The organism is Dokdonia genika, from assembly GCF_042652845.1.
GTDB lineage: Bacteria > Bacteroidota > Bacteroidia > Flavobacteriales > Flavobacteriaceae > Dokdonia > Dokdonia donghaensis.
The window spans coordinates 38,435-59,931 of record NZ_JBHSHB010000007.1 but is presented as its reverse complement, the minus strand read 5'-3'; the positions used below and the strand labels follow the sequence as shown (position 1 = coordinate 59,931).

Annotated in this window: 18 protein-coding genes and 2 tRNA genes; 10 read left to right on the top strand and 10 right to left on the bottom strand. The window is 38.3% G+C overall.

Features of this window, described 5'->3' with window-relative positions; translation table 11 throughout:
* Positions 1–47: 47 nt before the first annotated feature.
* The 7 genes from ACFO5T_RS01135 to msrA all read left to right on the top strand — a co-directional run bounded on the left by ACFO5T_RS01135 (position 48) and on the right by msrA (position 6,670).
* A complete protein-coding gene (locus tag ACFO5T_RS01135) occupies positions 48–848 on the top strand; it encodes a hypothetical protein (RefSeq protein WP_380031336.1) in 801 nt (266 codons plus the stop codon).
* 88 nt (positions 849–936) lie between these two features.
* On the top strand, positions 937–2,235 hold the full coding sequence (locus ACFO5T_RS01130) for a DASH family cryptochrome (protein WP_380031334.1): 1,299 nt from the start codon (positions 937–939) through the stop codon (positions 2,233–2,235).
* Positions 2,236–3,771: a cryptochrome/photolyase family protein gene (locus ACFO5T_RS01125; protein ID WP_380031332.1), complete on the top strand. Its 1,536-nt coding sequence runs from the start codon at positions 2,236–2,238 to the stop codon at positions 3,769–3,771. It begins immediately after the preceding gene.
* Positions 3,768–5,252 (top strand): cryptochrome/deoxyribodipyrimidine photo-lyase family protein, encoded by a 1,485-nt coding sequence (locus tag ACFO5T_RS01120; protein WP_380031330.1) that lies wholly within the window; start codon positions 3,768–3,770, stop codon positions 5,250–5,252. Before ACFO5T_RS01125 ends, ACFO5T_RS01120 begins: the two co-directional genes overlap by 4 nt.
* Positions 5,253–5,276: 24 nt before the next feature.
* Positions 5,277–5,561: a TIGR03643 family protein gene (locus tag ACFO5T_RS01115; protein WP_038601158.1), complete on the top strand. Its 285-nt coding sequence runs from the start codon at positions 5,277–5,279 to the stop codon at positions 5,559–5,561.
* A gap of 157 nt (positions 5,562–5,718) precedes the next feature.
* Entirely contained in the window at positions 5,719–6,141 is a 423-nt protein-coding gene (locus tag ACFO5T_RS01110) for a DUF2452 domain-containing protein (protein ID WP_375252187.1), read from the top strand.
* Complete coding sequence (gene msrA, locus ACFO5T_RS01105) at positions 6,128–6,670, top strand: peptide-methionine (S)-S-oxide reductase MsrA (protein ID WP_380031327.1); 543 nt, start codon at positions 6,128–6,130, stop codon at positions 6,668–6,670. Before ACFO5T_RS01110 ends, msrA begins: the two co-directional genes overlap by 14 nt.
* A gap of 106 nt (positions 6,671–6,776) precedes the next feature.
* Here the strand turns inward: msrA and ACFO5T_RS01100 are convergent, their stop codons facing one another.
* Positions 6,777–8,105, bottom strand: a complete 1,329-nt coding sequence (locus tag ACFO5T_RS01100; RefSeq protein ID WP_380031325.1) for a M20/M25/M40 family metallo-hydrolase — start codon at positions 8,103–8,105, stop codon at positions 6,777–6,779.
* Positions 8,106–8,136: 31 nt separating this feature from the next.
* Positions 8,137–10,011, bottom strand: coding sequence for a T9SS type B sorting domain-containing protein (locus ACFO5T_RS01095; protein ID WP_380031323.1), 1,875 nt, complete (start codon positions 10,009–10,011; stop codon positions 8,137–8,139).
* A 506-nt stretch (positions 10,012–10,517) separates the two neighbouring features.
* Between ACFO5T_RS01095 and ACFO5T_RS01090 the strand changes: the two genes are divergently transcribed.
* The 3 genes from ACFO5T_RS01090 (at position 10,518) to ACFO5T_RS01080 (ending at position 13,208) form a co-directional block, all read left to right on the top strand.
* Positions 10,518–10,591: transfer RNA gene (locus ACFO5T_RS01090), tRNA-Asn, on the top strand.
* A gap of 287 nt (positions 10,592–10,878) precedes the next feature.
* Positions 10,879–12,543, top strand: a complete 1,665-nt coding sequence (locus ACFO5T_RS01085) for a tetratricopeptide repeat-containing sensor histidine kinase (protein ID WP_380031321.1) — start codon at positions 10,879–10,881, stop codon at positions 12,541–12,543.
* Complete coding sequence (locus ACFO5T_RS01080; protein WP_380031319.1) at positions 12,543–13,208, top strand: response regulator; 666 nt, start codon at positions 12,543–12,545, stop codon at positions 13,206–13,208. Before ACFO5T_RS01085 ends, ACFO5T_RS01080 begins: the two co-directional genes overlap by 1 nt.
* Positions 13,209–13,493: 285 nt before the next feature.
* On the opposite strand, the gene ACFO5T_RS01075 is transcribed toward ACFO5T_RS01080, so the two are convergent.
* From ACFO5T_RS01075 to ACFO5T_RS01040, 8 genes are all read right to left on the bottom strand, one after another.
* Positions 13,494–13,567: transfer RNA gene (locus tag ACFO5T_RS01075), tRNA-Asp, on the bottom strand.
* A gap of 154 nt (positions 13,568–13,721) precedes the next feature.
* On the bottom strand, positions 13,722–14,663 hold the full coding sequence (locus tag ACFO5T_RS01070; protein ID WP_380031317.1) for a DUF58 domain-containing protein: 942 nt from the start codon (positions 14,661–14,663) through the stop codon (positions 13,722–13,724).
* Between the two features lie 95 nt (positions 14,664–14,758).
* A complete protein-coding gene (locus tag ACFO5T_RS01065) occupies positions 14,759–15,307 on the bottom strand; it encodes a ClpP family protease (RefSeq protein WP_038598549.1) in 549 nt (182 codons plus the stop codon).
* A 202-nt stretch (positions 15,308–15,509) separates the two neighbouring features.
* Complete coding sequence (gene trxA, locus ACFO5T_RS01060; protein ID WP_035326672.1) at positions 15,510–15,827, bottom strand: thioredoxin; 318 nt, start codon at positions 15,825–15,827, stop codon at positions 15,510–15,512.
* Positions 15,828–15,970: 143 nt separating this feature from the next.
* On the bottom strand, positions 15,971–16,672 hold the full coding sequence (locus ACFO5T_RS01055) for a zinc metallopeptidase (protein WP_236626648.1): 702 nt from the start codon (positions 16,670–16,672) through the stop codon (positions 15,971–15,973).
* 188 nt (positions 16,673–16,860) lie between these two features.
* Positions 16,861–17,967: an alanine dehydrogenase gene (gene ald, locus ACFO5T_RS01050; protein ID WP_380031313.1), complete on the bottom strand. Its 1,107-nt coding sequence runs from the start codon at positions 17,965–17,967 to the stop codon at positions 16,861–16,863.
* Between the two features lie 125 nt (positions 17,968–18,092).
* The gene (locus ACFO5T_RS01045) at positions 18,093–18,362 is read right to left on the bottom strand and encodes a SemiSWEET family sugar transporter (RefSeq protein ID WP_380031311.1); all 270 of its coding nucleotides are present in this window, start codon (positions 18,360–18,362) and stop codon (positions 18,093–18,095) included.
* A gap of 56 nt (positions 18,363–18,418) precedes the next feature.
* Positions 18,419–21,433 (bottom strand): leucine--tRNA ligase, encoded by a 3,015-nt coding sequence (locus ACFO5T_RS01040; RefSeq protein ID WP_380032184.1) that lies wholly within the window; start codon positions 21,431–21,433, stop codon positions 18,419–18,421.
* Positions 21,434–21,497 lie beyond the last annotated feature (64 nt).

Sequence of the window (21,497 nt, the reverse complement as noted above, 5' to 3'; positions counted from 1 at the left end):
GTTTGCCATATAACTTACACATTAGTGATTGTCATAAAGATTATTAGATGAAAAGGCTTTTTATAATAGCATTGGGGATTTTTATTTTTCTATTGCTTACTGTAATTACACAAATCGGTGGTGTTGTTTATATACTTAGTATAATAGTTTGTAGGTGGTGGAAAAGAGAGTTCAGGTTTAAAAGACTTCTTATCTTTTTATTATTCTATGTGATCTTCACTTTAGTAATTGTTCCTGTAATTGCACCCATATTCGGACGAGAGAGAATTCAAAATTCTGACAAAATAAAACCCTCTAATTTTGGGACAGTTTTACTTAATAGAAACTACGTGAAGCCTGAGCTAAATTTGTTACTTTCAAAGACATCAAAAAGACTCAGAAATACCGAAATCGAAATCCATTATTTAGATGCAAACTTCCCTTTTTTAGATAGGTTTCCTTTACTTCCTCATTTAAGTCATAATGATGGTAAAAAATTAGACATAAGTCTTATTTACGAATCTAAAAACGCAGAAATAAGTAATAAGCAAAAGTCCTTTAGTGGGTATGGAAATTTTGAACATCCTAAGGCTAAAGAACATAACCAAATAAGGACCTGTTTATCGAGTGGTTATTATCAGTACGACTACCCTAAATACCTCACATTAGGGAAAATAAATGAAGATTTAAAGTTCTCAGAAAAGGGTACAGCAATTCTAATTAAGAAATTACTGGCTTCGGATAATTTAGGAAAATTATTTATAGAACCCCATCTTAAAGAAAGAATGAAACTTAATCATAGTAAAATTAGATATCACGGTTGTAGGGCAGTAAGGCACGACGATCACATACATATACAACTCAAGTAAAGATTTTCTTATAGTTTCTTAGGTTAAAATTTGTTTAATCTTTTTAATAAAATAATAAACAATAGTATCTTTATTCTAAAATTAGAATATGGATACCACATTGGTATGGTTCAGAAATAATCTTAGAGTTCAAGATAACGCGTCACTTACGGCGGCTATTGCTACTGGTAAAAGAGTTGTCGGTGTTTATTATTTTGATCCTCGCCATTATGAGGAGGGTGATTTTGGTTTTAAAAAGACCGAAAAATATAGAGCTAAGTTTCTTATTGAAACTATAGAAAATCTAAGATCAAATCTAGACAAGCTCAATATCACCTTGCTAGTTTATAATCACAAGCCCGAAGAGCATATAACCTCAGTAGTCGAAAATTATAAAGTAACTAGCCTGCATTCTCAAAAAGAGTGGACGACAGAAGAGGTTAAAGTCACAAACGCTGTAGAGCGCGCAATACCTCAAGTAAAACACGAGGTGGTATATGATCAGTTTCTATTTCACCCAGATGATATTCCCTTCAATACCATAACAGAGGTTCCTAAAATCTTTACACAGTTTAGAAAAAAGTGCGAGAAAGAAAGTAATGTGAGACCTAATTTCAAAGAGCTTACGGCACTGCCGCAAGAAAATAACTTAACTACCGTAACTCCTATACCTACACTAAAAGACTTAGGGTTAGACACCTTTGTAAAAGATCACCGCACAGCATTCCCTTGGGAAGGTGGAGAAGATGCTGCTTGGGCTCGTCTTAATGACTATTTCTGGACCACACAAAAGCTGGCATATTACAAGAAAACCCGTAACGGTCTCATAGGTGAAGGTTATAGTTCTAAGCTCTCTGCTTGGCTTGCAAATGGGTCCATATCTGCAAGACAGATTTATTGGGAGGTAAAAAGATTTGAAAAAGAAGTTAAAAAAAATCAAGACACCTACTGGCTCATATTTGAGCTTATATGGAGAGATTATTTTAAGTACGTTTCTCTTAAACACGGTGATAACATTTTTAAAATAGGTGGTATTCTCAATAAAGAATACGACTGGAAGCATAACAATAAAGCCCAACGCGAGTGGATTAATGGGAATACAAAATATGATTTTGTAAACGCAAATATGATTGAGCTCAAGGAAACTGGCTGGATGTCTAACCGCGGTCGTCAAAATGTTGCTAGCTTCTGGGCAAAAGAACAAGAGCAAGACTGGCGTGTAGGCGCAGCATATTTTGAAAGTATACTCATAGATTATGACGTACACAGCAACTGGGGTAACTGGATGTATAATGCTGGAGTAGGTAATGACCCTCGTGACCGTAAATTTAACATCAAGAGGCAGCAAGATATGTATGATGGAAGCGGGAAATATGTCAGACTATGGACGCAGGAAGAACTTTTTTAAATGAAAAAATTACGACTCATACTAGGCGACCAGCTCAATCATAAACACTCTTGGTTTCAAGAGCAGGACGATGAGGTGGTGTACTTTATGGCAGAAATGCGCCAAGAAACAGACTATGTAAAACACCATATTCAAAAGGTAGTTGCCTTTTTTATGTCTATGCGCGAGTTTGCAAGCTGGCTACAAGAGCGAGGTCATACGGTCGTTTATTACCAGCTAGATGATGCTCCTAACACACAAAGTCTTACAGAAAATCTTGAACAGCTTATAGCCCAGTATGACATTGAGCAGTTTGAATATCAATTACCAGACGAGTATAGACTAGATGAGTTATTAGTACGCTTTCGCGAAAGCGTAAACATTCCCGTACAATCGTGCGATACAGAGCATTTTATGAGTTCGCGCACAGATTTGCAAGAGTTCTTCAAAGGGAAAAAGCAATTTACAATGGAATACTTCTACCGTATGATGCGCAAGAGGTACGACATTATGATGATAAATGACAAAGATCCAGAAGGTGGAAAGTGGAATTTTGACCACAGTAACCGCAATAAATGGAAGGGTGAGACCCTCATCCCACACGAGCGTGGTTTTAGAAAAGATGCACGAGAGATTGTTGAGCTACTAGAAAAAGAAGGAGTAAAAACCATAGGCCGCATTACCGAAAAACACTTTAACTGGCCCACTAGTAGAGCAGATGGACTTTCTGTGTTGAGATATTTTTGTGAGAACCTGTTGGTGCATTTTGGCGATTATCAAGACGCTATGGATCCAGATCAAGCATATCTGTATCATAGTAGATTGAGCTTTGCGATGAATAGTAAACTCCTAGATCCTCAAGAAGTAATTGAAACAGTTATAGACTACTGGAGAGATCATAGCGATGATATTTCTATAAGTCAAGTAGAGGGATTTGTAAGACAGATATTAGGCTGGCGAGAGTATATGAGAGGAATGTACTGGATGCAAATGCCAGAATTTGCAACCGTAAACAAGCTAGAAAATATTAATGATTTACCAGATTTTTACTGGACGGGTAAAACTAAGATGAACTGCTTGAGCTGCAGTATAAATAATAGTCTTGATAATGCCTACGCACACCATATACAGCGACTTATGGTGACTGGTAATTATGCACTGCTTACAATGTGTGATCCATCACAGGTAGATGAGTGGTATTTGGGTATTTATATAGACGCAATAGAGTGGGTAGAAATTACAAACACGAGAGGAATGTCACAATGGGCAGATGGCGGAAAGATTGCTACAAAACCCTATGTGTCAAGCGGTAGTTACATAAATAAAATGTCTAATTATTGTAAGGGTTGTCATTACAAAGTGAGTAAGAAAACAGGAGAAGATGCCTGCCCTTTCAACGCTTTGTATTGGAATTTCTTAAGTGAGAAGCGTGCACATTTTGAAAACAATAATAGAATGAATATGATGCTTAGCCTTCTTGATAAAATGGATAAGAAGACCTTGCAAGCACACCAAGAACGGGCGCAAGATATTATAGAACATCCAGAGAATTATTGAGTAATAGTAAACCACATATCACCGTACACTGGTTTAAAAGGGACCTAAGGCTACAAGATAATGAAAACTTGTGGCAGGCACTTCAACATAGTGAACCTGTAATATTGCTATATATCTTTGAACCTTCTTTACTAGACGATGAGCATTATAGTGAGCGACATTTTAATTTTATAAAAGAGTCACTTCGGGATTTACAAAGCAGATTAGAAAATTATGACACCAAGATACTTGTTGTTCAAGGAGAAGTGATACCTGTTTTTAAAAAATTACAGCAGCATTACACCATAAAACGGGTCTATTCTCACGTAGAAACTGGAATTCGAAAAACCTATGATAGAGATATTGCATTTAAGGTCTACCAGCAGTCTCAAGACATACGATGGATACAATTTATAAATAATGGAGTAAGGCGTAGCTTAAGTAACAGAGTAGGCTGGGTACAAGGCTGGGAATGGTGGATGACTGAGCCACAACGCATTTTTGTGCCGCAAAGCGGAGACCTTGTTACAAAGAAAGAAGTAGAGGTCTTTGAGCAGTATTTTGATTGTGTCTCTTTACAAACACCAGAAAATACAGCATTTCAAAAAGGAGGCACTACAATGGGACTGCGTTATTATGATAGCTTTTTGAGGGACAGAATCAAAAATTATAATGCTCATATCTCAAAACCTTTACTAGCCAGAAAGAGTTGTAGTCGCTTGTCTCCATATATAGCTTGGGGTAACCTGTCGGTGCGCGAAGTATGGCAGCGGGCAAAAAAGCTGCGACAAGCCTCACCTTACAAAAGACAGATAGATGGTTTTACCTCACGCCTTAGGTGGTCTGCTCATTTTATACAGAAGTTTGAGATGGAAGATACAATGGAGTTTGTAAGTGTAAATAGAGGCTTCCATAGCTTAAAGAAAGTGTCTAACCCAGTCTATGCAAAGGCTTGGCAAGAGGGTAAAACAGGTTACCCGCTAGTAGATGCTTGTATGCGATGCCTTGTAGAGACGGGTTATCTCAATTTTAGAATGAGAGCGCTTACGTTGTCATTTTTTACACACAACTTGTGGCAACCCTGGCAAGATGCATCAGCATTTCTTGCGAGGCAATTTTTAGATTTTGAGCCAGGTATACACTACCCGCAAATACAAATGCAAGCTGGAGAAACCGGTATTAATATGTTGCGTATTTATAACCCTGTAAAAAACAGTTATGAACACGACCCAGAAGGAGAGTTTATAAAAACGTGGATTCCAGAACTACGTGAAGTACCGCTGTCATACATACATGAACCGTGGACGATGAGCCTCCTCGAGCAGCAGTTTTGTAATACAACTATAGGTAAGGACTACCCAGCGCCTATTGTAAATATAAAAGAGACCCAAAAATATGCTACAGACACAATGTGGAAGTACAAAGAGCGTCCGGCCGTAAAGCAAGACGCCGTGCGCATTTTAAAACGACATACCTTAGTAGATAGACAGGTATGGGATTAATAATAGATTACAAAAAGAAGAAATATGAAAGAGTTTACAGATAGACAGTTAGATCGTATTATCGAGATGGCGTGGGAAGATCGCACTACTTTTGATGCGATTCAATTTCAGTTTGGGATAAGTGAGCGTGAGGTTATAGATATTATGCGCCGTGAGATGAAGCCTTCTAGTTTTAGAATGTGGCGAGCACGTGTGCAGGGTAGAAGTACAAAGCACGCCGCAAAGCGTAACTATGGAATAGATGATGCCCGTTTTAAGTGTAGTAGACAGAAACAGATTACACATAATAAAATATCTAAGAGAAGATAAGTGCAAACCGCAGTAGGTTAAACTGTGAAGACGCTGTTAAGCTTTTCGTTTTAAGATATTGTTTAATGATTGAGCATTATCTTTGTACAAAAAATGAGTTGTCACGCTTTCGCGAAAGCGTACTTATAACTCCGCTCACCAAGCACGATAATTTAAGATGACAAAGAAAAAACCAGATCAGGTTGTATATAATGAAGAAAAAGGGAAGTATGATGCTGCCTTAACTCCATATGCTACAAACCTAGGTGCTCCAGCCATTGTAACAGATGATGTTACTACCTGGAAAAACTCAAATATAAGTAAGGTTAACCATCAATTTAAGACAGAGTATCAAGAGCTTAAAGCGCAGTATGATAAAATGATGGAGCAGTTTGAGTATAATAACCTTATATACTCTGCAAAGTTTTCTTTTGAGCCTATAGTAGGCGCCGTTTATCATTTATACAAGAGAGGAGGAGGTGAGCCTTTTTTATCACTCATCTCGCCAGAGGAATGTAACTGGGACTTTGTAGGCACTTTTGAGCTCAAAGCAGATAAAATTTGGAACCGCATAGACACACCCCTAGATGAAGAAGAATAACTTACAACAAGCAACCGTAGGAGGTGGCTGTTTCTGGTGTACAGAGGCAGTAGTGCAACGTCTCAAAGGAGTTACAAATGTAGTTTCTGGTTATGCTGGAGGTACCGTGCCCGGTCACCCCACATATAGAGAGATTTGCTCTGGTCTCACAGGTCACGCAGAGGTAATACAATTTGATTATGATCCTACTGTGATTACTTATGCAGAGATTCTTACAGTATTTATGACTACGCACGACCCAACTACGTTAAACAGGCAAGGTGCAGACCGAGGTACACAATATAGATCTGTAATTTTTTATCACAATGAAGAGCAAAAAGAACAAGCCGAGCAAGTGATAAAAGTTGTACAAGAGTATTATGAAGACCCTATAGTTACAGAGGTGTCTGAGTTACCTACGTTTTATGAGGCTACGCAAGAGCATCAAGATTACTACAACGAAAACAGATTACAAGGCTATTGTAGAGTTGTGATTGATCCCAAAATTGCTAAACTCAAAAAGTACTACGAGCATTTAATAGCCTCATAGAATACTAGTTTTTACAATATTAAAAAGCCACATAACTTCTAGTAATATAGAGTGATGTGGCTTTTTTGAGTATGAAGTATTTATTTACGCTTTCGCGAAAGCGGACTTATCTTTTCTCATTTATGAGTCTGTAAATTAATAGTGCGGTACGTTTAGTAAGCATCTCTATGGTGTTTATGTATACCGTTTCATTTGGCGTGTGTGCTCCTGTTCCCATTGTGCCTAAACCGTCAAGACAAGCCACATATTCTGCGACAAAAGAGGTGTCTGCAGCGCCACGTTTTCCAGGGTCGTATGCTGCCACAGCTGGCCCTCCCATATCGAGGCTTACTTGACTTAATTTTTCTAAAAGCGCATAATTTTGAGGAGTAGGCTGCATTGCTGGGTAACTATCTTCAAACTCGACCACAGCGCTTGTTTGCGGTAAATTATTTGCAACAATGGCTCTCATTTTATCACGAGCTTCTTCTTTTTGCTCTTCAGATATAAAGCGTAGGCCACCTTGTACGTATGCAGTTTGTGCTACTACATTTCCTTTGCCAAAGATGCTTCCCTTACTTTGTTTTGCTTCAAGATCCATTTTTGTGCCTCCCAGCATCATACCAGGATTAAAGGATAGTAATTCTGGACCTCTTACTTCGTTATAAAAACCGTTGAGAATACGTGCAAGTTCAAAATTTGCTCCCGCACCTACACTTTCGCGAAAAATACCACTCGAGTGTGCTCTCTTTCCAGTAACGGTTACATTCCAGTTTGAAGAACCTCTTCGGGCTACGGTTGCATTATCAAAACCCGTTGAGGTTTCAAAACCAAGGGCAATATCTGAGCTCTTTGCTGCGTCTATAAGATCCTTACGGCTTATAGTGAGCGGTTTTCCTGTGCTTTCTTCATCACCAGTAAAGGCTACTGTGATTTGTGCATTGTCTAGCATCCCTGCTTGTCTTAGAGCTTTGAGCGCATAAAGTACGACGACGTTACCCCCTTTCATATCATTTGCTCCGGGACCTTTTGCTACGGTGTCGTTTACCATTTCAAATTTTTGAAACTCGCTGTCTTCTTCAAAAACCGTATCAAGATGACCTATAAGTAGTAATCTTTTACCTTTTGTACCCTCTGTAGTCGCAAAGAGATGTCCTGCACGGTCCATTTCGGTGGGCATATCAATCCACTTTGTGTTAAAGCCTATGTCTGTAAATGCGCTAGAGAAGCGATTACCTACTTCTTTTACTCCTTTTGTATTGAGCGTTCCGCTATTAATGTTTACTACATCTTCTAGAAATGCGATACCCTCTGCCGAGTTTTTTTCTACTAGGGTAAGTATACGCTGTTCTTGAGGTGAGAGTTTATTGCTGGTTTGAGCGGTTACTGTTTTTGCTTTCGCGAAAGCGATAATAATAAATAGGGCTAGAGTAGTCTTGAGAAGGTGATTTTTCATTGCTTAAACGATGTTATTTTAAGAGATAGTATTATAAAAGTAGTGATATGTGACCAGTTATACGTTTATTATCTATCTCGATTACGTACCAGTAGTCATCTGGCGGGAGTAACTTACCGTTAAATCGCCCATCCCAAGTAAAAGTGGTACCGTTACCACTAGCGATTAATTTACCATAACGATTAAAGACTTGTATAAAACTAGTGTTAAAGTATGTGGCGTCTGGTAATAAAAAGTAGTCATTGATTCCGTCATCATTTGGGGTGAAGTACGTGGGAATATTATAATGATAGTACGGTATAATAACAGGAAGGCAGCCCGATGTATTACGAACGAAAATAGTTTTAATGCCTCCAGGTTGATTTCTAAATATGGGCTGGGTGTAATAAATTGAGCCATTGAGTGAGTATTCCCAGTTGCCTTCATTTTCAACATCTATAATAATGTTTTCGCCTTGAGTTGTAATATTTGCTACGACGGGAGACGCTATGCCAGTTACTTGAAATGTTTTTGTGACACTACAGCCAGCAGTGTTTGTCATTGTCACGCTATATGTTCCGGCATTACTGATTGTTATATCTGGTGTGGTAGCTCCTGTACTCCATAAGTAGCTCACATTTGTAATACCTGCATTAAGATCGATACTCTCTTGGTTGATACAAATATTGCGTTGCTCTACTTGATTTGTCACAACTGGTGCTGGTAGTTGTGATAATGTAACTGGTGTGCGTGATAGACTCGCGCATTCTGTTCCCTGTACATAAGACTGCGCATAGTAGATCCCTGGTGATGTAGGTGTAAAAGAATTTCCAGTAGCTATTATTTCTGTACTTGTAGCTGAGGTGTACCATTGTACATCCTCACCTGTAGCTACAGTGACTGAGATAGGTAGTAAAGGTTGGTTTTCACACACATTTACATTACCATTGCTCAAAGGAGCTTGAGGGGCGTCTATGAAGTCTATTAAATATGCTTCAGATAAAAAGGAGCAAAGTGGGTTTCCTATACTTGCTATATCTGTTGCTGTGTTTACTCTGTAATAAGTAGTAGTGTTTAAAACAGGTGTAGTATACGAGCCGTTTGTAGCCCCAGCAATAGGGGTCCAGTTTATGGCATCATTACTCACTTCCCATTGCAAAAAAACGGCACTGCTTAGAGCTACAGAGAGTGTGGTGGTAAATGAATTCTGATTATTACATATTAGTATGTCTTCTTCTCCAGATATATCTGAGCTTATAGTGCTTACATCTCCACAGGCTCTAAAGACTATATCGTCTATAGCAAGATCATTACCACAGCCACCGTTGCCATTATTAATCATCCTTAAGATGATTTCGTTTTGTCCTGCTTGTGTTTCAAAGATGAGACCGTATTGGGTCCATATAGGATTTGCCGTTCCAGCAATATCGCCCGTATCTCCTGAGGCTAAAAGTACGGTATCAGAACTATCCCATATTTGAAACCTTACATCTACTGGTATGCCGTTTCCGCCGCATACTGCAGAGTTGATATTATAGAGGTTTTGTAAAAATGCAGAAAACTCATACGAAGTATTTTCACAAAGACCACTTATTGTTTTTTGATAAAATTGATCTGCAGTAAAGCTCGCATTTACTATAAACGCCTTTCCATTAGTATCACCAGGAGTATGATCTGGCCCTATATGAAATGCGCCTAGTTGTTGCATTTGTGAAGAGATTGTATAAAAGCCATCTTCTGGACCGCTATCTACATATGTATAAGAAGTTATATCTGTACTTAAAGCAGGCCCATTACTAGTGCCCGTGCCAAAATCTTCTACAAAGATGGGAGCACCAAGATCTCCAGAACAAAACCCTAATTGCCCAAAACTAATACTAGTAGTAAGTGATAATAGGGTAAAAAAGATATAAAATGATTTGTTCATAGGGATTATAACAAAGATATAGGAAACAAATTATATCTATAATATTGATTTCTAGCTCCATATGTTATTTTGATATAAGAGGTAGGAGTTTTACAGAGTAGACTGTTTCATAAGCAAAGCATTTAATCCTACTAAATGATAGTTGATACCAGGTGTTGGTATATTGTTTTTATTTAAAACTACTCATTTATGACTTCCCCGAATTCATAAATGAAAACAGTACTTCTCCTACTTGAAGCATTGTAAATAGAAACATTTTTGAAGAATCCCAAGAAATTTTTGTACTTGGGATTTTTTCATTTTAAAAGTTACGCTTTCGCGAAATTTATAATGTAAACACGTAAAAAGCTGTATAAAAAGTAGTTGTAAGTTACTTTTGCTAGGTTCAGTTTTGGCTTGAGTTATAGGGTTAAAATAAATCACTAAAAAAAGTCGAAAAAACGTCAATTTTTTTTTGATGATTGTAAAAAAGCTTTATATTTGCATCCGCTTACAAAAAGTAACACTCCTCAATAGCTCAGTTGGTTAGAGCATCTGACTGTTAATCAGAGGGTCCTAAGTTCGAGTCTTAGTTGAGGAGCTAGTAAGTAAAAGCCACACAGTCCGTGTGGCTTTTTTTATGCTCAATAGTTTGTGCAAGTTTGGGTTATAACAAGTTCTTTTTCGCTTATCTTTTTTAGAATGTGCTCTAAACAAAAAAAGCCTCTCCTACAGGAAAAGCTCTTCACCGGATTCAACTACAAATCCTACCACGTGTGACGTGGCCAACACAACGATGTTAAAAGTACTAAAAAAATAGAAACTTCTATTTTATCTCTCTCAGTGTAAGGTGTAAATCAGATACATAAATTATAATATATTTGAGAGATGAAGAAATATGATCTAAGCTTCCCTATTTTTTTTCTTACCCTGTTTTATCTTTTAATTTTTGCTTCTCACGCCCATAGCCAGACTAAGAAGGTTGATAGCACAACCTTCTACTATAATTCTATTATGGGCACAACTAGTAAAGAAGCTATACAAAAGGGTGTGGTTTTCTTTGAAAACGAATTAAAAACTAATATTAAAAAAGAGGATCCACATTATAGAGCACAGATTCTTGATCTTATCTCGCTAGGATACTTTAATATGGGTGAGTTTTTTAAAAGCGAAATCTCTGCTATAGAAAGTTATAAGGCTCTTGATCTAGCATCACAAACTACAGATAGAGAGGATATCAAAATAAGATTAGGAAACCGCCTAGGTAGACTTTATAGAAGGCTAGGAGATGATGATAATGCACTAAAGTATTATAAAAATACACTCCCTTTACTTTCAAAAAACAGAGATAGTTTAATCCTTTCAAATAATATAGCTTCAATCCATATGGATCGTGAAGACTATCAAAAAGCAGTAGACTTGCTTGCTCCTTTTGTAATTGATTCAACTTCTATATTAGAAAAAAAATATCTGGCTACTATTTTTGATAATTACGGTTATAGTTTGTCTCATTTGCATCCTCTTGAAGGGCTCTCTTTTATGAAGCGCGCAGAAGATATAAATAAGACAACAGGTTATGTGCGCGGACTCTTTTCTGTTAAAAGACATCTTTCTCAATATTATCGAAATAATGAAAACCTTCTTAAAGCATCTGAGTACGCATTGGGAGCAAATGAAATTGCAAACTCATTAGGAAGTCTCACTTATAAAAAAGAATCTTTAGGACTTCTCATTGAGGCGGGTATAACAACAGACGCCTTAGCCTATAAGCAATTGTCAGATAGTTTGCAGAGTGTGCAAGAACAGATGGCAAATAAATATGTTGCTCAAAAATATGACTACAGTGTCTTTCAAAATCAAGCTCAGGAGAGTGAGCTAGTTGCTCAAAAGGAAAAAACTAAGAATAGATTTTACCAGTTTTTAGTCATTTTCTTAATACTTCTTGCTGTTGCTGTATTTATTATTTCTAGGCTGTTAAACAAGAAAAAAAGGATGGAGGAGATGTTCAAAACGGAGGCTCGTTTTTCTAAAAAAATACACGACGAGGTATCAAATGATATTTATAAAGTAATGGCACATATGCAGAGCAGTAAGGAGCTGGATCCTAGTCTTATGGATAACCTAGAAAGTATTTATAATAGAACACGAGATATCTCTAGAGAAACAAGTCCAATAGATGCTGGTAAAAATTTTCAGACTACATTAAGTGATCTTTTACTGGGGTATCAAAGTGACTCACTAAATATTGTTACTAGAAATAGTGATGGCGTGAGATGGGCACAAATATCTAACGAAAAGAAGAATGCTATTTATAGAGTTTTGCAAGAGCTTATTACAAATACAGTAAAACACGGCAGGGCAAGTTTGGTACTCATTGAGTTTAATCAAGATTATAAAAAAATTGCAATCAGATATAAGGATAATGGCATAGGATCAGAATTATCTAATAAAAATGGCTTGCAGAATGTGGAAAACCGTATAAAAGCCTTTAAGGGAACTGTTACATTTGAAAGTGAAAAGAATAAAGGTTTTCAGGCAAATATCCAGATGTAATGTTTAAAAAAGTTCTAATTGCAGATGACTTAGTCAGTATTAATGAAGGTGTGTCGCATACACTTAGTGGTTTAAATATAAATGGAGCAAAACAGGTCACATATTGTGATGAGGCTTATTTACAAATTAAGAAGGCAGACAGAGATAATTTACCTTATGACTTATTAATAACCGACTTGTCTTTTACAGCAGATCATAGAAGGCAGCGATTTTCTTCTGGAGACGCGCTTGCAGAGGTTGTCAAAAAAGAACACCCCGAGATTAAAGTTATAGTCTACTCTGTAGAAGACCGCTTTCAAAGAGTGTGTCAACTCTATAATGATGTCCATATAGATGCCTTTGTGTGTAAAGGTAGGGATGGTATTTCAGAGCTTAAGGACGCAATTAAAACCGTGTCTGAGGGTAATCGCTATATCTCCCCTAAAGTCGCAATGGCGTTATCTAATAATGCAAATCTAGAAATAAATGAGTACGACATTACACTTATGAGATTACTCTCATATGGCTACTCTCAAGAAGAAATAAGTAAAGATCTTAAAGAAAAGAATGTATCACCTTCTAGCGTAAGTGCTATTGAAAAGAAGCTAAATAAGTTGAAAATTCAATTTAGAGCAAATAATGCAATACATCTCGTGGCTTTAGTGAAGGATATGGGCCTCATTTAAAAGAAAAAATGTTCTAATTGTGGATTCCCGTAAAGTATAGAAAGTACAATCTTATATACTTGTAATGCTTTAAGTTTTTGGGGGGCTTAAAGCATTTGTTTGTTAAAGAGCATCTTCGGGTGCTCTTTTTTTATGCTTTATTATATCCAGAACTTACCGAAAACAAAAAAAGCCTCTCCAATCAGGAAAAGCTCTTCATCGGATTCAACTACAAACCCTTACCACGTGTGACGTGGCCAACACAACACTGTAAAAAAAAAGCCCACAAATGTGGGCTTAATTATGCGGTCTGGACGAGACTCGAACTCGCGACCCCCTGCGTGACAGGCAGATATTCTAACCAACTGAACTACCAGACCGTTCCCTTATGTTATAGACTTGGAGGTTGTCTTAATTCTTCAATATTTTACTTGCTACATTTCCTTTTTCAAGAACTAACAACTCATCGTTGCTCTGTTGCGGGTGCAAATATAGAATACCTTTTTAATTGCACCAAATAATTTTTTAAAATTTTTATAAAAATTTCTGACGCTCTACTAAAAACGTCGTCAGTATGGGGCTAAAGCCGTTTTCTATAATCGCAGGAATGTACTTAATCCTATATTGTGCACACTTGATTTGCAGTGTTTTAAAATAAGTTTCTATAGAGCTTTTGTAAATATCACGTATACTATCTGCATATAAATTAATAGATGCTCCACTTTCTACATCAACAAACTTTTTTGGGCTATTGTCAAAATCAAAGTTATATTCCTTCTCTTTGCTGTAGGTGTGAAACAAAATTACTTCGTGCTTGTTGTATTTAAGATGCTGTAAGGCTTCAAAAAGTTGCTCTTGCTCCACATCGTCTTGTAGCATATCAGAAAAAAGAAAAACCAGAGACCTACGTTTTAACTTCTCTGCAATAAGATGAAGGTGTTTATAAGTGTCTGTGCCTTTAGGTTGTTCCTTATGTGAGCGAGTAGTGTTTATAATACCATTAAGTTGGTCTAGTAGCATATGGTGGTGCCTGTCGCTACCTTTTTCTCCTGTATAAAAATCATAAGTATTACTATAGATACTCATTCCTACAGCATCACGCTGCTTCTTCATAAGATTCATAATAGCTGCGCTCGCCAGCGCAGAGAAGCTTATCTTGTTAAGCTCTGTTATGCTAGGCTCTTTTACAGTAGGATAGTGCATAGAGCTACTATTATCTACAATAAGGTGACAGCGCAGGTTAGTTTCTTCTTCATATCGTTTTGTATAAAGCCTGTCTGTCTTTGCATAGAGTTTCCAGTCTATGTGTTTTGTACTCTCGCCGGGGTTGTAAATCTTATGCTCTGCAAACTCTGCCGAGAAGCCGTGAAAAGGACTCTTATGCATACCAGATATAAATCCCTCTACCACCTGGCGAGCTAGTAGCTCTAAATTGCCAAAACCTGAGGTTTTATGAAGTTCTGATTTTATATCCATCGTTATGCGAGTGTAGCGGTTAGAAATGCTCTTAAATGAATCGGAACTTGCCCTAAAAGAAGAACAAGTTCCGATGTGTGATTAGAGTAGCGGGTTTATCCTTCGTAAACGCCGTCTACGATACCGTAGTCTACAGACTCATCTGCACCCATCCAGTGATCACGCTGGAAGTCTTTCATTATTTTATCAAAAGTTTGCCCACAGTTATCTGCAAGAATCTGTGCGCTAAGCTCTTTTGTTTTTACAATTTCTTGTGCGGTAATTTCTATATCAGATGCTTGACCTCTAGCTCCTCCAGAAGGCTGGTGTATCATAACACGAGCGTGTGGCTGTATAAAGCGGCGTCCTTTTTCTCCTACAGAGAGTAATAGTGACCCCATACTCGCAGCTAGACCTGTACAGATGGTTGAGACTGGGCTCTTAATCATCTTTATAGTGTCATACATCGCAAACCCAGAAGTTACATAACCACCAGGGCTATTTATAAATAACTGAATCTCATCGTGCCCTTGTGCGTCAAGATATAGTAATCTATCTATAACGTGCTTTGCGCTCTTATCATCTACCATTCCCCAAAGGAATATCTTTCTATCATTGAGCAACTGGTTGTCAATAGCGTCTTGTACTTTTATTTTCTTTTCCATAAATATCGCTGCTCTGGCAGCTATTAGTCATTTTCGCTTGCGCAAAAATCTATTGGTGTTAGACAATATAAATCTCATAAATAGTAAAGTGTGCATTTTACGCTTTCGCGAAAGCGTACACCTTCTATCTAATGCTTTAAAAATACAAAAAGGCTCGGCACTGTGCCAAACCTTTCTGATAATCTTATTAAAATAGGGGAGACTATAAAAGTCCGTCTATTGCTTCTGTATAAGTAGCCTTTGGAGCAACACCTACTTGACGTCCTACTACTTCACCGTCTTTAAACATAAGTACTGTAGGGATGTTACGTACACCATATTTTGCAGCAAATTCTTGGTTTGCATCTACGTCTACTTTACCTACGATAGCTTTACCTTCGTACTCTCCAGCAATCTCTTCGATAACTGGTCCTACCATACGACAAGGTCCACACCAAGCAGCCCAAAAGTCTACTAATACTGGCTTATCGCTTTTTAATACTTGTTCTTCAAATGTTGCATCTGTGATTTCTAATGCCATAACTATATCGTGTTAAATTGTTATTCTAATTTGTAATACAAAGTTAGTCAATAATAATTCCAAACCTTACAATGCGCATATCAGGATTGACTATCGCGTCATTGTGGCAGGTTATAGTAAGTAATTAACTACTATATAGTCTTTTATCTTCTACTTCCAAAAACTTGTAGTGCAAAGTATAAGAGAGTGGCAAGTGATCCTAAAGCGGCAACAAGATAGGTACGTGCTGCCCATTTTAAGGCATCCTCTGCACCATCATACTCTTCTGGTGTCACCATATTTTCGGCTTTGAGCCAGGCAAGTGCTCTGTTACTTGCATCATACTCTACAGGCAGTGTGATAAGGCTAAAGAGTGTTCCCATTGCATAAAGTGCAAGACCTATAATGGCAACAGTACCACCTATCTTAGTAGTAGCCATAAGTGCAACACCACCCATAATTACCCACATACTCATCTTAGAAGCAATATTTACTACAGGGACAAGCTTAGATCTCATTTGTAAAAAACTGTATGCTGTAGCGTGCTGTATAGCGTGACCTACCTCGTGGGCAGACACGGCAGCTGCTGCGGCATTGCGCTGGCTGTAAACAACCTCACTTAAGTTTACCGTTTTATCTCTAGGGTTATAGTGGTCTGTAAGCTGGCCAGCAACAGAGATTACTTTTACATCTGTAATTCCATTATCTGCGAGCATCTTTTCGGCAATCTCTGCGCCAGACATCCCGTTGCGTAGTTGTAGGTTAGAATAATGTTTGAATTTGCTCTTAAGCTTAGAACTTACAAGTCCGCTTATGAGTGCAATGGCTCCTACTATAATGTAGTAACCCATAGATCCTGCTAGCATAGTCGTTTATTTTTTTAGTTGTTTTACGTTTCTAAAGTTACAAAAGTATAAAGCACAAACTACGCCAAAATATAAAACGACATTTTCTCACCTCTTTCGTGTCAATAGTCGGTAGATCTATTGCTTTAGTGGAGGGATAGGTCTATAAAAAATTTTACGCTTTCGCGAAAGCGTACTCAACCTCCTCTTTAAATCGCTAGTGGTGTGTATGGGATATCAAAAACCTCAGATATTTCTTCATAAACCACGTCCCCTGAAACAATATTCACCCCTTTTTTAAGAACCTCATCTTGTGCACAGGCTGTTTCCCAGCCTTTGTCTGCTAGTTTGAGCACATAGGGTAATGTAACATTTGTGAGAGCTACCGTAGAGGTGTAAGGTACTGCTCCAGGCATATTTGCAACACAATAGTGCACCACATCATCTATGATAAAAACTGGATCTTGGTGTGTGGTAGGTTTTGAGGTTTCTACACAGCCACCTTGATCTACCGCTACATCTACTATTACGGTGCCAGGTCGCATCTCCTTGAGCATATCACGTGTGATTAACTTAGGTGCTTTTGCACCAGGTATCAATACACCTCCTATGATTAAATCGTGTGTTTTGATATGTTTCCTTATGTTGAATTCATTTGAGAATTCTGTAACTACGTGTGGTGGCATTATATCATTTACATAGCGTAGTCGCTTCATACTTATGTCAAGTATAGTAACGTGTGCGCCTAGACCTGCGGCCATTTTGGCCGCCTGTATACCTACTACTCCTGCGCCCAGAACGAGTACTTTACCAGGACTCACTCCTGGTACACCACCTAGTAGTACACCGCGCCCTTTTACGGGTTTCTCAAGATATCTTGCTCCTTGTTGTATAGACATACGCCCAGCGACCTCGCTCATAGGGGTAAGAAGTGGTAGAGACCTATCTGCTTCTTCTACCGTTTCATATGCGATACAAGTAGCGCCGCTAGCTATCATTGCTTTTGTGAGTGGCTCGCTAGAGGCAAAATGAAAATAGGTAAAGACAATCTGGTCTTTTTTAATAAGCGTGTATTCTGGAGCTATGGGCTCCTTAACCTTTACAATCATTTGAGCGATTGCATATACCTCTTCTATGGTGTCTAGTATGTTTGCTCCAGCATCTATGTATTGCTGGTTTACAAAACCACTGTTTATGCCAGCATCCTTTTGAATATATACTGTATGACCGCGTTTTGTGAGTTCATATACACCTCCTGGGGTGATGCCCACTCGGTTTTCATTGTTTTTAATCTCAGTGGGTACCCCTATAACCATCGCTTAAATTTTTGCGGCAAGGTAGCAGAAATGTAAAAAATGAAAGCTGATAAAATATTAAAAATCAGGGGTATAAAAAGTGATATTATTAAAAATAGACAGCCATTTTTAACAATATGTAAATGCTATTTTTTACCGTATTTGATTTTAAAATACAATAGTAAAAATGAGGAGATAACGGTAATAGCATTTGCCAGTATGATGGATAGACTTTCTTTAAGCACTCCATAAATAAGCCAGAACACAATGCCTACAAAAAACATTGTAAACATAGGTAAGCTCAAGCCTGAGACATCCCTAGTTTTCCAAGTTTGATATACTTGGGGTAAAAAGGCTGCAGTGGTCAGTGTAGCAGCAATGAGACCTATGATCTCTATATCATCTATTCCAGACATTAGTATGTAATTAAATCTTGCCCATAATATGACTTACGGGCAAGAGTATATGTTTGTTAACCCACGATGTTTACAATCTTACCAGGTACAACAATCACCTTTTTTGGTGTGCGGCCATCAAGATACATTTGTGTTTTTTCGTGTGCCATCACGGTTTTTTCTATCTCATCCTTACTCATATCTAATGGTAGCTCAAGGGTGAATTTCATTTTACCATTAAAAGAGATAGGATAGTTTTTTGCACTTTCTACAAGGTGCTTTTCTTCAAAAACCGGGAAGCCAGCTTCAGAAATACTTTCGGTGTGACCCAGCTTACTCCATAGCTCCTCTGCAATGTGTGGTGCATAAGGTGCAATAAGAATAGCAAGTGGCTCAAGAACTTCACGCGAAGTACATTTTTGAGCACTTAGCTCATTTGCTGCAATCATAAATGTAGATACAGAGGTGTTAAAAGAGAAATTCTCAATATCCTCTTGTACCTTTTTTATGGTTTTATGTAGCGTTTTTAAGCTGTCCTTACTTGCTGGTGTATCTGTAACATTAAAAGCAGCCTCTGCACCATTATGGTATAACTTCCAGAATTTCTTTAAGAAGTTGTGTACGCCTGTAATACCTGCCGTGTTCCAAGGTTTTGCTTGCTCAAGCGGCCCTAAAAACATCTCGTACATACGTAAGGTGTCTGCTCCATACTGCTCACAAATCTCATCTGGATTTACGACATTGTACTTAGACTTAGACATTTTTTCAACCTCGCGGCCTACTTTGTAAACGCCATCTTCAAGAATAAACTCTGCATCTTTAAATTCTGGCCTCCATTTTTTGAAAGCTTCTACATCTAGCTCATCAGATGCATTTACAAATGCTACTGGAGCGTGAATTAAAGTGAAATTTGAAATTTTAGCTTCACCAGAGTTAAGCTTTTTGTGCTTTTTGATTAGGACCTCGAATATATCCTTAAATTCATCTAATTCGTTTATAAATGATTTTTCTTTAATTGCCTTTTGTATCAAATTATGAGATACAAAAATACTTTTTCGTTTTTCGTCTGCATTTGGCGTAAATCCATATTCCCAGCGATACACAAAAGCACTCGTCCCCAAGATCATCCCTTGGTTAATCATCTTTTGGAAAGGCTCATCTACAGATACGTGTCCTCTATCTTTTAAGAATTTCACCCAAAAACGAGAGTATAGTAAGTGACCGGTGCCGTGCTCAGATCCTCCTATGTATAAATCTACATTACCCCAGTAATCCATCGCTTCTTTTGAGGCAAAGACAGCATCACGCTGTGCTTTTTCCATATACCTAAAGAAGTACCAGCTACTGCCTGCCCAGCCTGGCATCGTGTTTAATTCTAATGGGTAAATTCCATTATCTTCGGAGTTCTCGACTGCGCTCGAACGAACAAGGTCATTTGAAACAACTTTGTTAGTCTTAGTATCCCACGCCCATACATCTGCACGGCCTAGTGGTGGTTCTCCATCTTCTGTAGGGAGGTATTTTTCTATTTCTGGTAGCTCCAGTGGTAGGTGTTCCACATCAATCATATGTGGCATCCCGTCTTTGTAATATACTGGGAAAGGTTCTCCCCAATAACGCTGGCGGCTAAAAACTGCGTCACGTAATCTGTAATTTGTTTTACCAGAACCTGCACCTATTTTTTCTAACTCATAGATGGCCAGCTTTACTGCTTTCTTATACTTTAATCCGTTTAAGAAATCAGAATTTGCAATAACGGTAGCTGCCTTATCTGCAAAGGCTTCTTCAGAAATATCTACTCCTTCAAAAACATTAGGAATAGCAATCCCAAAATGCTTTGCAAAGTCATAATCACGCTGGTCACCACAAGGTACTGCCATTACCGCACCTGTACCATAACCGGCAAGTACATAGTCACCTATCCAGATAGGTATAGGCTCTTTTGTAAATGGGTGCTCTGCATAGGCTCCTGTAAATGCTCCCGTGATTGTTTTTACATCTGCCATACGCTCGCGCTCAGAACGCTTTGCCGTAGAGGCGATGTATGCATCTACTTCTTCTTTTTGCTCTGGAGTAGTAATCTCTTGTACAAGATCTAGTTCAGGAGCAAGTGTCATAAAACTTACACCAAAAATAGTGTCAGGGCGTGTGGTAAATACTTCTATCTTTTTGTCGTGATCTTTTAAGTTAAAAGATACAGTAGCTCCTACAGATTTACCTATCCAGTTGCGTTGTGTTTCTTTTATAGACTCACTCCAGTCTAAGCTGTCAAGCCCTTGTAGTAAGCGCTCTGCATAGGCAGAGATGCGCATAGACCACTGTGTCATTTTCTTGCGCACTACGGTATGCCCTCCACGTTCTGAAACGCCGTTTACAATCTCATCATTTGCCAGTACAGTACCTAGTGCTGGACACCAGTTTACTTCTGTTTCGGCGAGGTAGGTGAGGCGGTATTGTAGGAGTATGGCTTGTTTTTCGTTTTCAGAAAAGTTATTCCATTGTGCTGCGGTAAATGGCTCAATGTTATCATCACAAGCAGCGTTTATATTTCCATTTCCTTCTTTCGCGAAAGCGGAAACTAAAGTCTCTATACCTTCTGCTTTATTTGTGTCGTTATTATACCACGAGTTAAATAGCTCTGTAAAAATCCACTGGGTCCATTTGTAATACTCAGGATTTGAGGTGCGTACCTCGCGACTCCAGTCAAAAGAGAAACCTATTTTATCAAGCTGGTTACGATACCCGGCAATCTCATTACCTTGGTTATCTACACCGCCTTCTATATTAACCTTTGTAGTTACGGCAGGGTGCTGTCCCGTTTGTATTGCATATTGCTCTGCTGGAAGTCCAAAAGAGTCATACCCCTGCGGGTGCAATACATTAAAGCCTTTAAGGCGCTTGTAACGCGCATACACATCACTGGCAATATACCCTAGCGGGTGCCCCACGTGCAGTCCAGCTCCAGATGGATAAGGAAACATATCTAGCACATAATATTTAGGCTTGTCACTGCTGTTTGAGGCGTTAAAGGTGCCCTTATCTGCCCAGTATTTTTGCCATTTGGCCTCTATCTCGTTAAAGTGATATTTCATTGTAAGTGTATTATATATGCGCTTTCGCGAAAGCGTACTCATCCCTATTAAAGGGGGCAAATTT

Coding starts and splice junctions, on each gene's coding strand:
- ACFO5T_RS01100 (WP_380031325.1), bottom strand. CDS start 8,105: ATGAAAAATCACCTTCTCAAGACTACTCTAGCCCTATTTATTATTATC.
- ald (WP_380031313.1), bottom strand. CDS start 17,967: ATGGTTATAGGGGTACCCACTGAGATTAAAAACAATGAAAACCGAGTG.
- ACFO5T_RS01125 (WP_380031332.1), top strand. CDS start 2,236: ATGAAAAAATTACGACTCATACTAGGCGACCAGCTCAATCATAAACAC.
- msrA (WP_380031327.1), top strand. CDS start 6,128: ATGAAGAAGAATAACTTACAACAAGCAACCGTAGGAGGTGGCTGTTTC.
- ACFO5T_RS01065 (WP_038598549.1), bottom strand. CDS start 15,307: ATGGAAAAGAAAATAAAAGTACAAGACGCTATTGACAACCAGTTGCTC.
- ACFO5T_RS01110 (WP_375252187.1), top strand. CDS start 5,719: ATGACAAAGAAAAAACCAGATCAGGTTGTATATAATGAAGAAAAAGGG.
- trxA (WP_035326672.1), bottom strand. CDS start 15,827: ATGGCATTAGAAATCACAGATGCAACATTTGAAGAACAAGTATTAAAA.
- ACFO5T_RS01085 (WP_380031321.1), top strand. CDS start 10,879: ATGAAGAAATATGATCTAAGCTTCCCTATTTTTTTTCTTACCCTGTTT.
- ACFO5T_RS01055 (WP_236626648.1), bottom strand. CDS start 16,672: ATGCTAGCAGGATCTATGGGTTACTACATTATAGTAGGAGCCATTGCA.
- ACFO5T_RS01095 (WP_380031323.1), bottom strand. CDS start 10,011: ATGAACAAATCATTTTATATCTTTTTTACCCTATTATCACTTACTACT.
- ACFO5T_RS01115 (WP_038601158.1), top strand. CDS start 5,277: ATGAAAGAGTTTACAGATAGACAGTTAGATCGTATTATCGAGATGGCG.
- ACFO5T_RS01040 (WP_380032184.1), bottom strand. CDS start 21,433: ATGAAATATCACTTTAACGAGATAGAGGCCAAATGGCAAAAATACTGG.
- ACFO5T_RS01045 (WP_380031311.1), bottom strand. CDS start 18,362: ATGTCTGGAATAGATGATATAGAGATCATAGGTCTCATTGCTGCTACA.
- ACFO5T_RS01070 (WP_380031317.1), bottom strand. CDS start 14,663: ATGGATATAAAATCAGAACTTCATAAAACCTCAGGTTTTGGCAATTTA.
- ACFO5T_RS01130 (WP_380031334.1), top strand. CDS start 937: ATGGATACCACATTGGTATGGTTCAGAAATAATCTTAGAGTTCAAGAT.
- ACFO5T_RS01135 (WP_380031336.1), top strand. CDS start 48: ATGAAAAGGCTTTTTATAATAGCATTGGGGATTTTTATTTTTCTATTG.
- ACFO5T_RS01080 (WP_380031319.1), top strand. CDS start 12,543: ATGTTTAAAAAAGTTCTAATTGCAGATGACTTAGTCAGTATTAATGAA.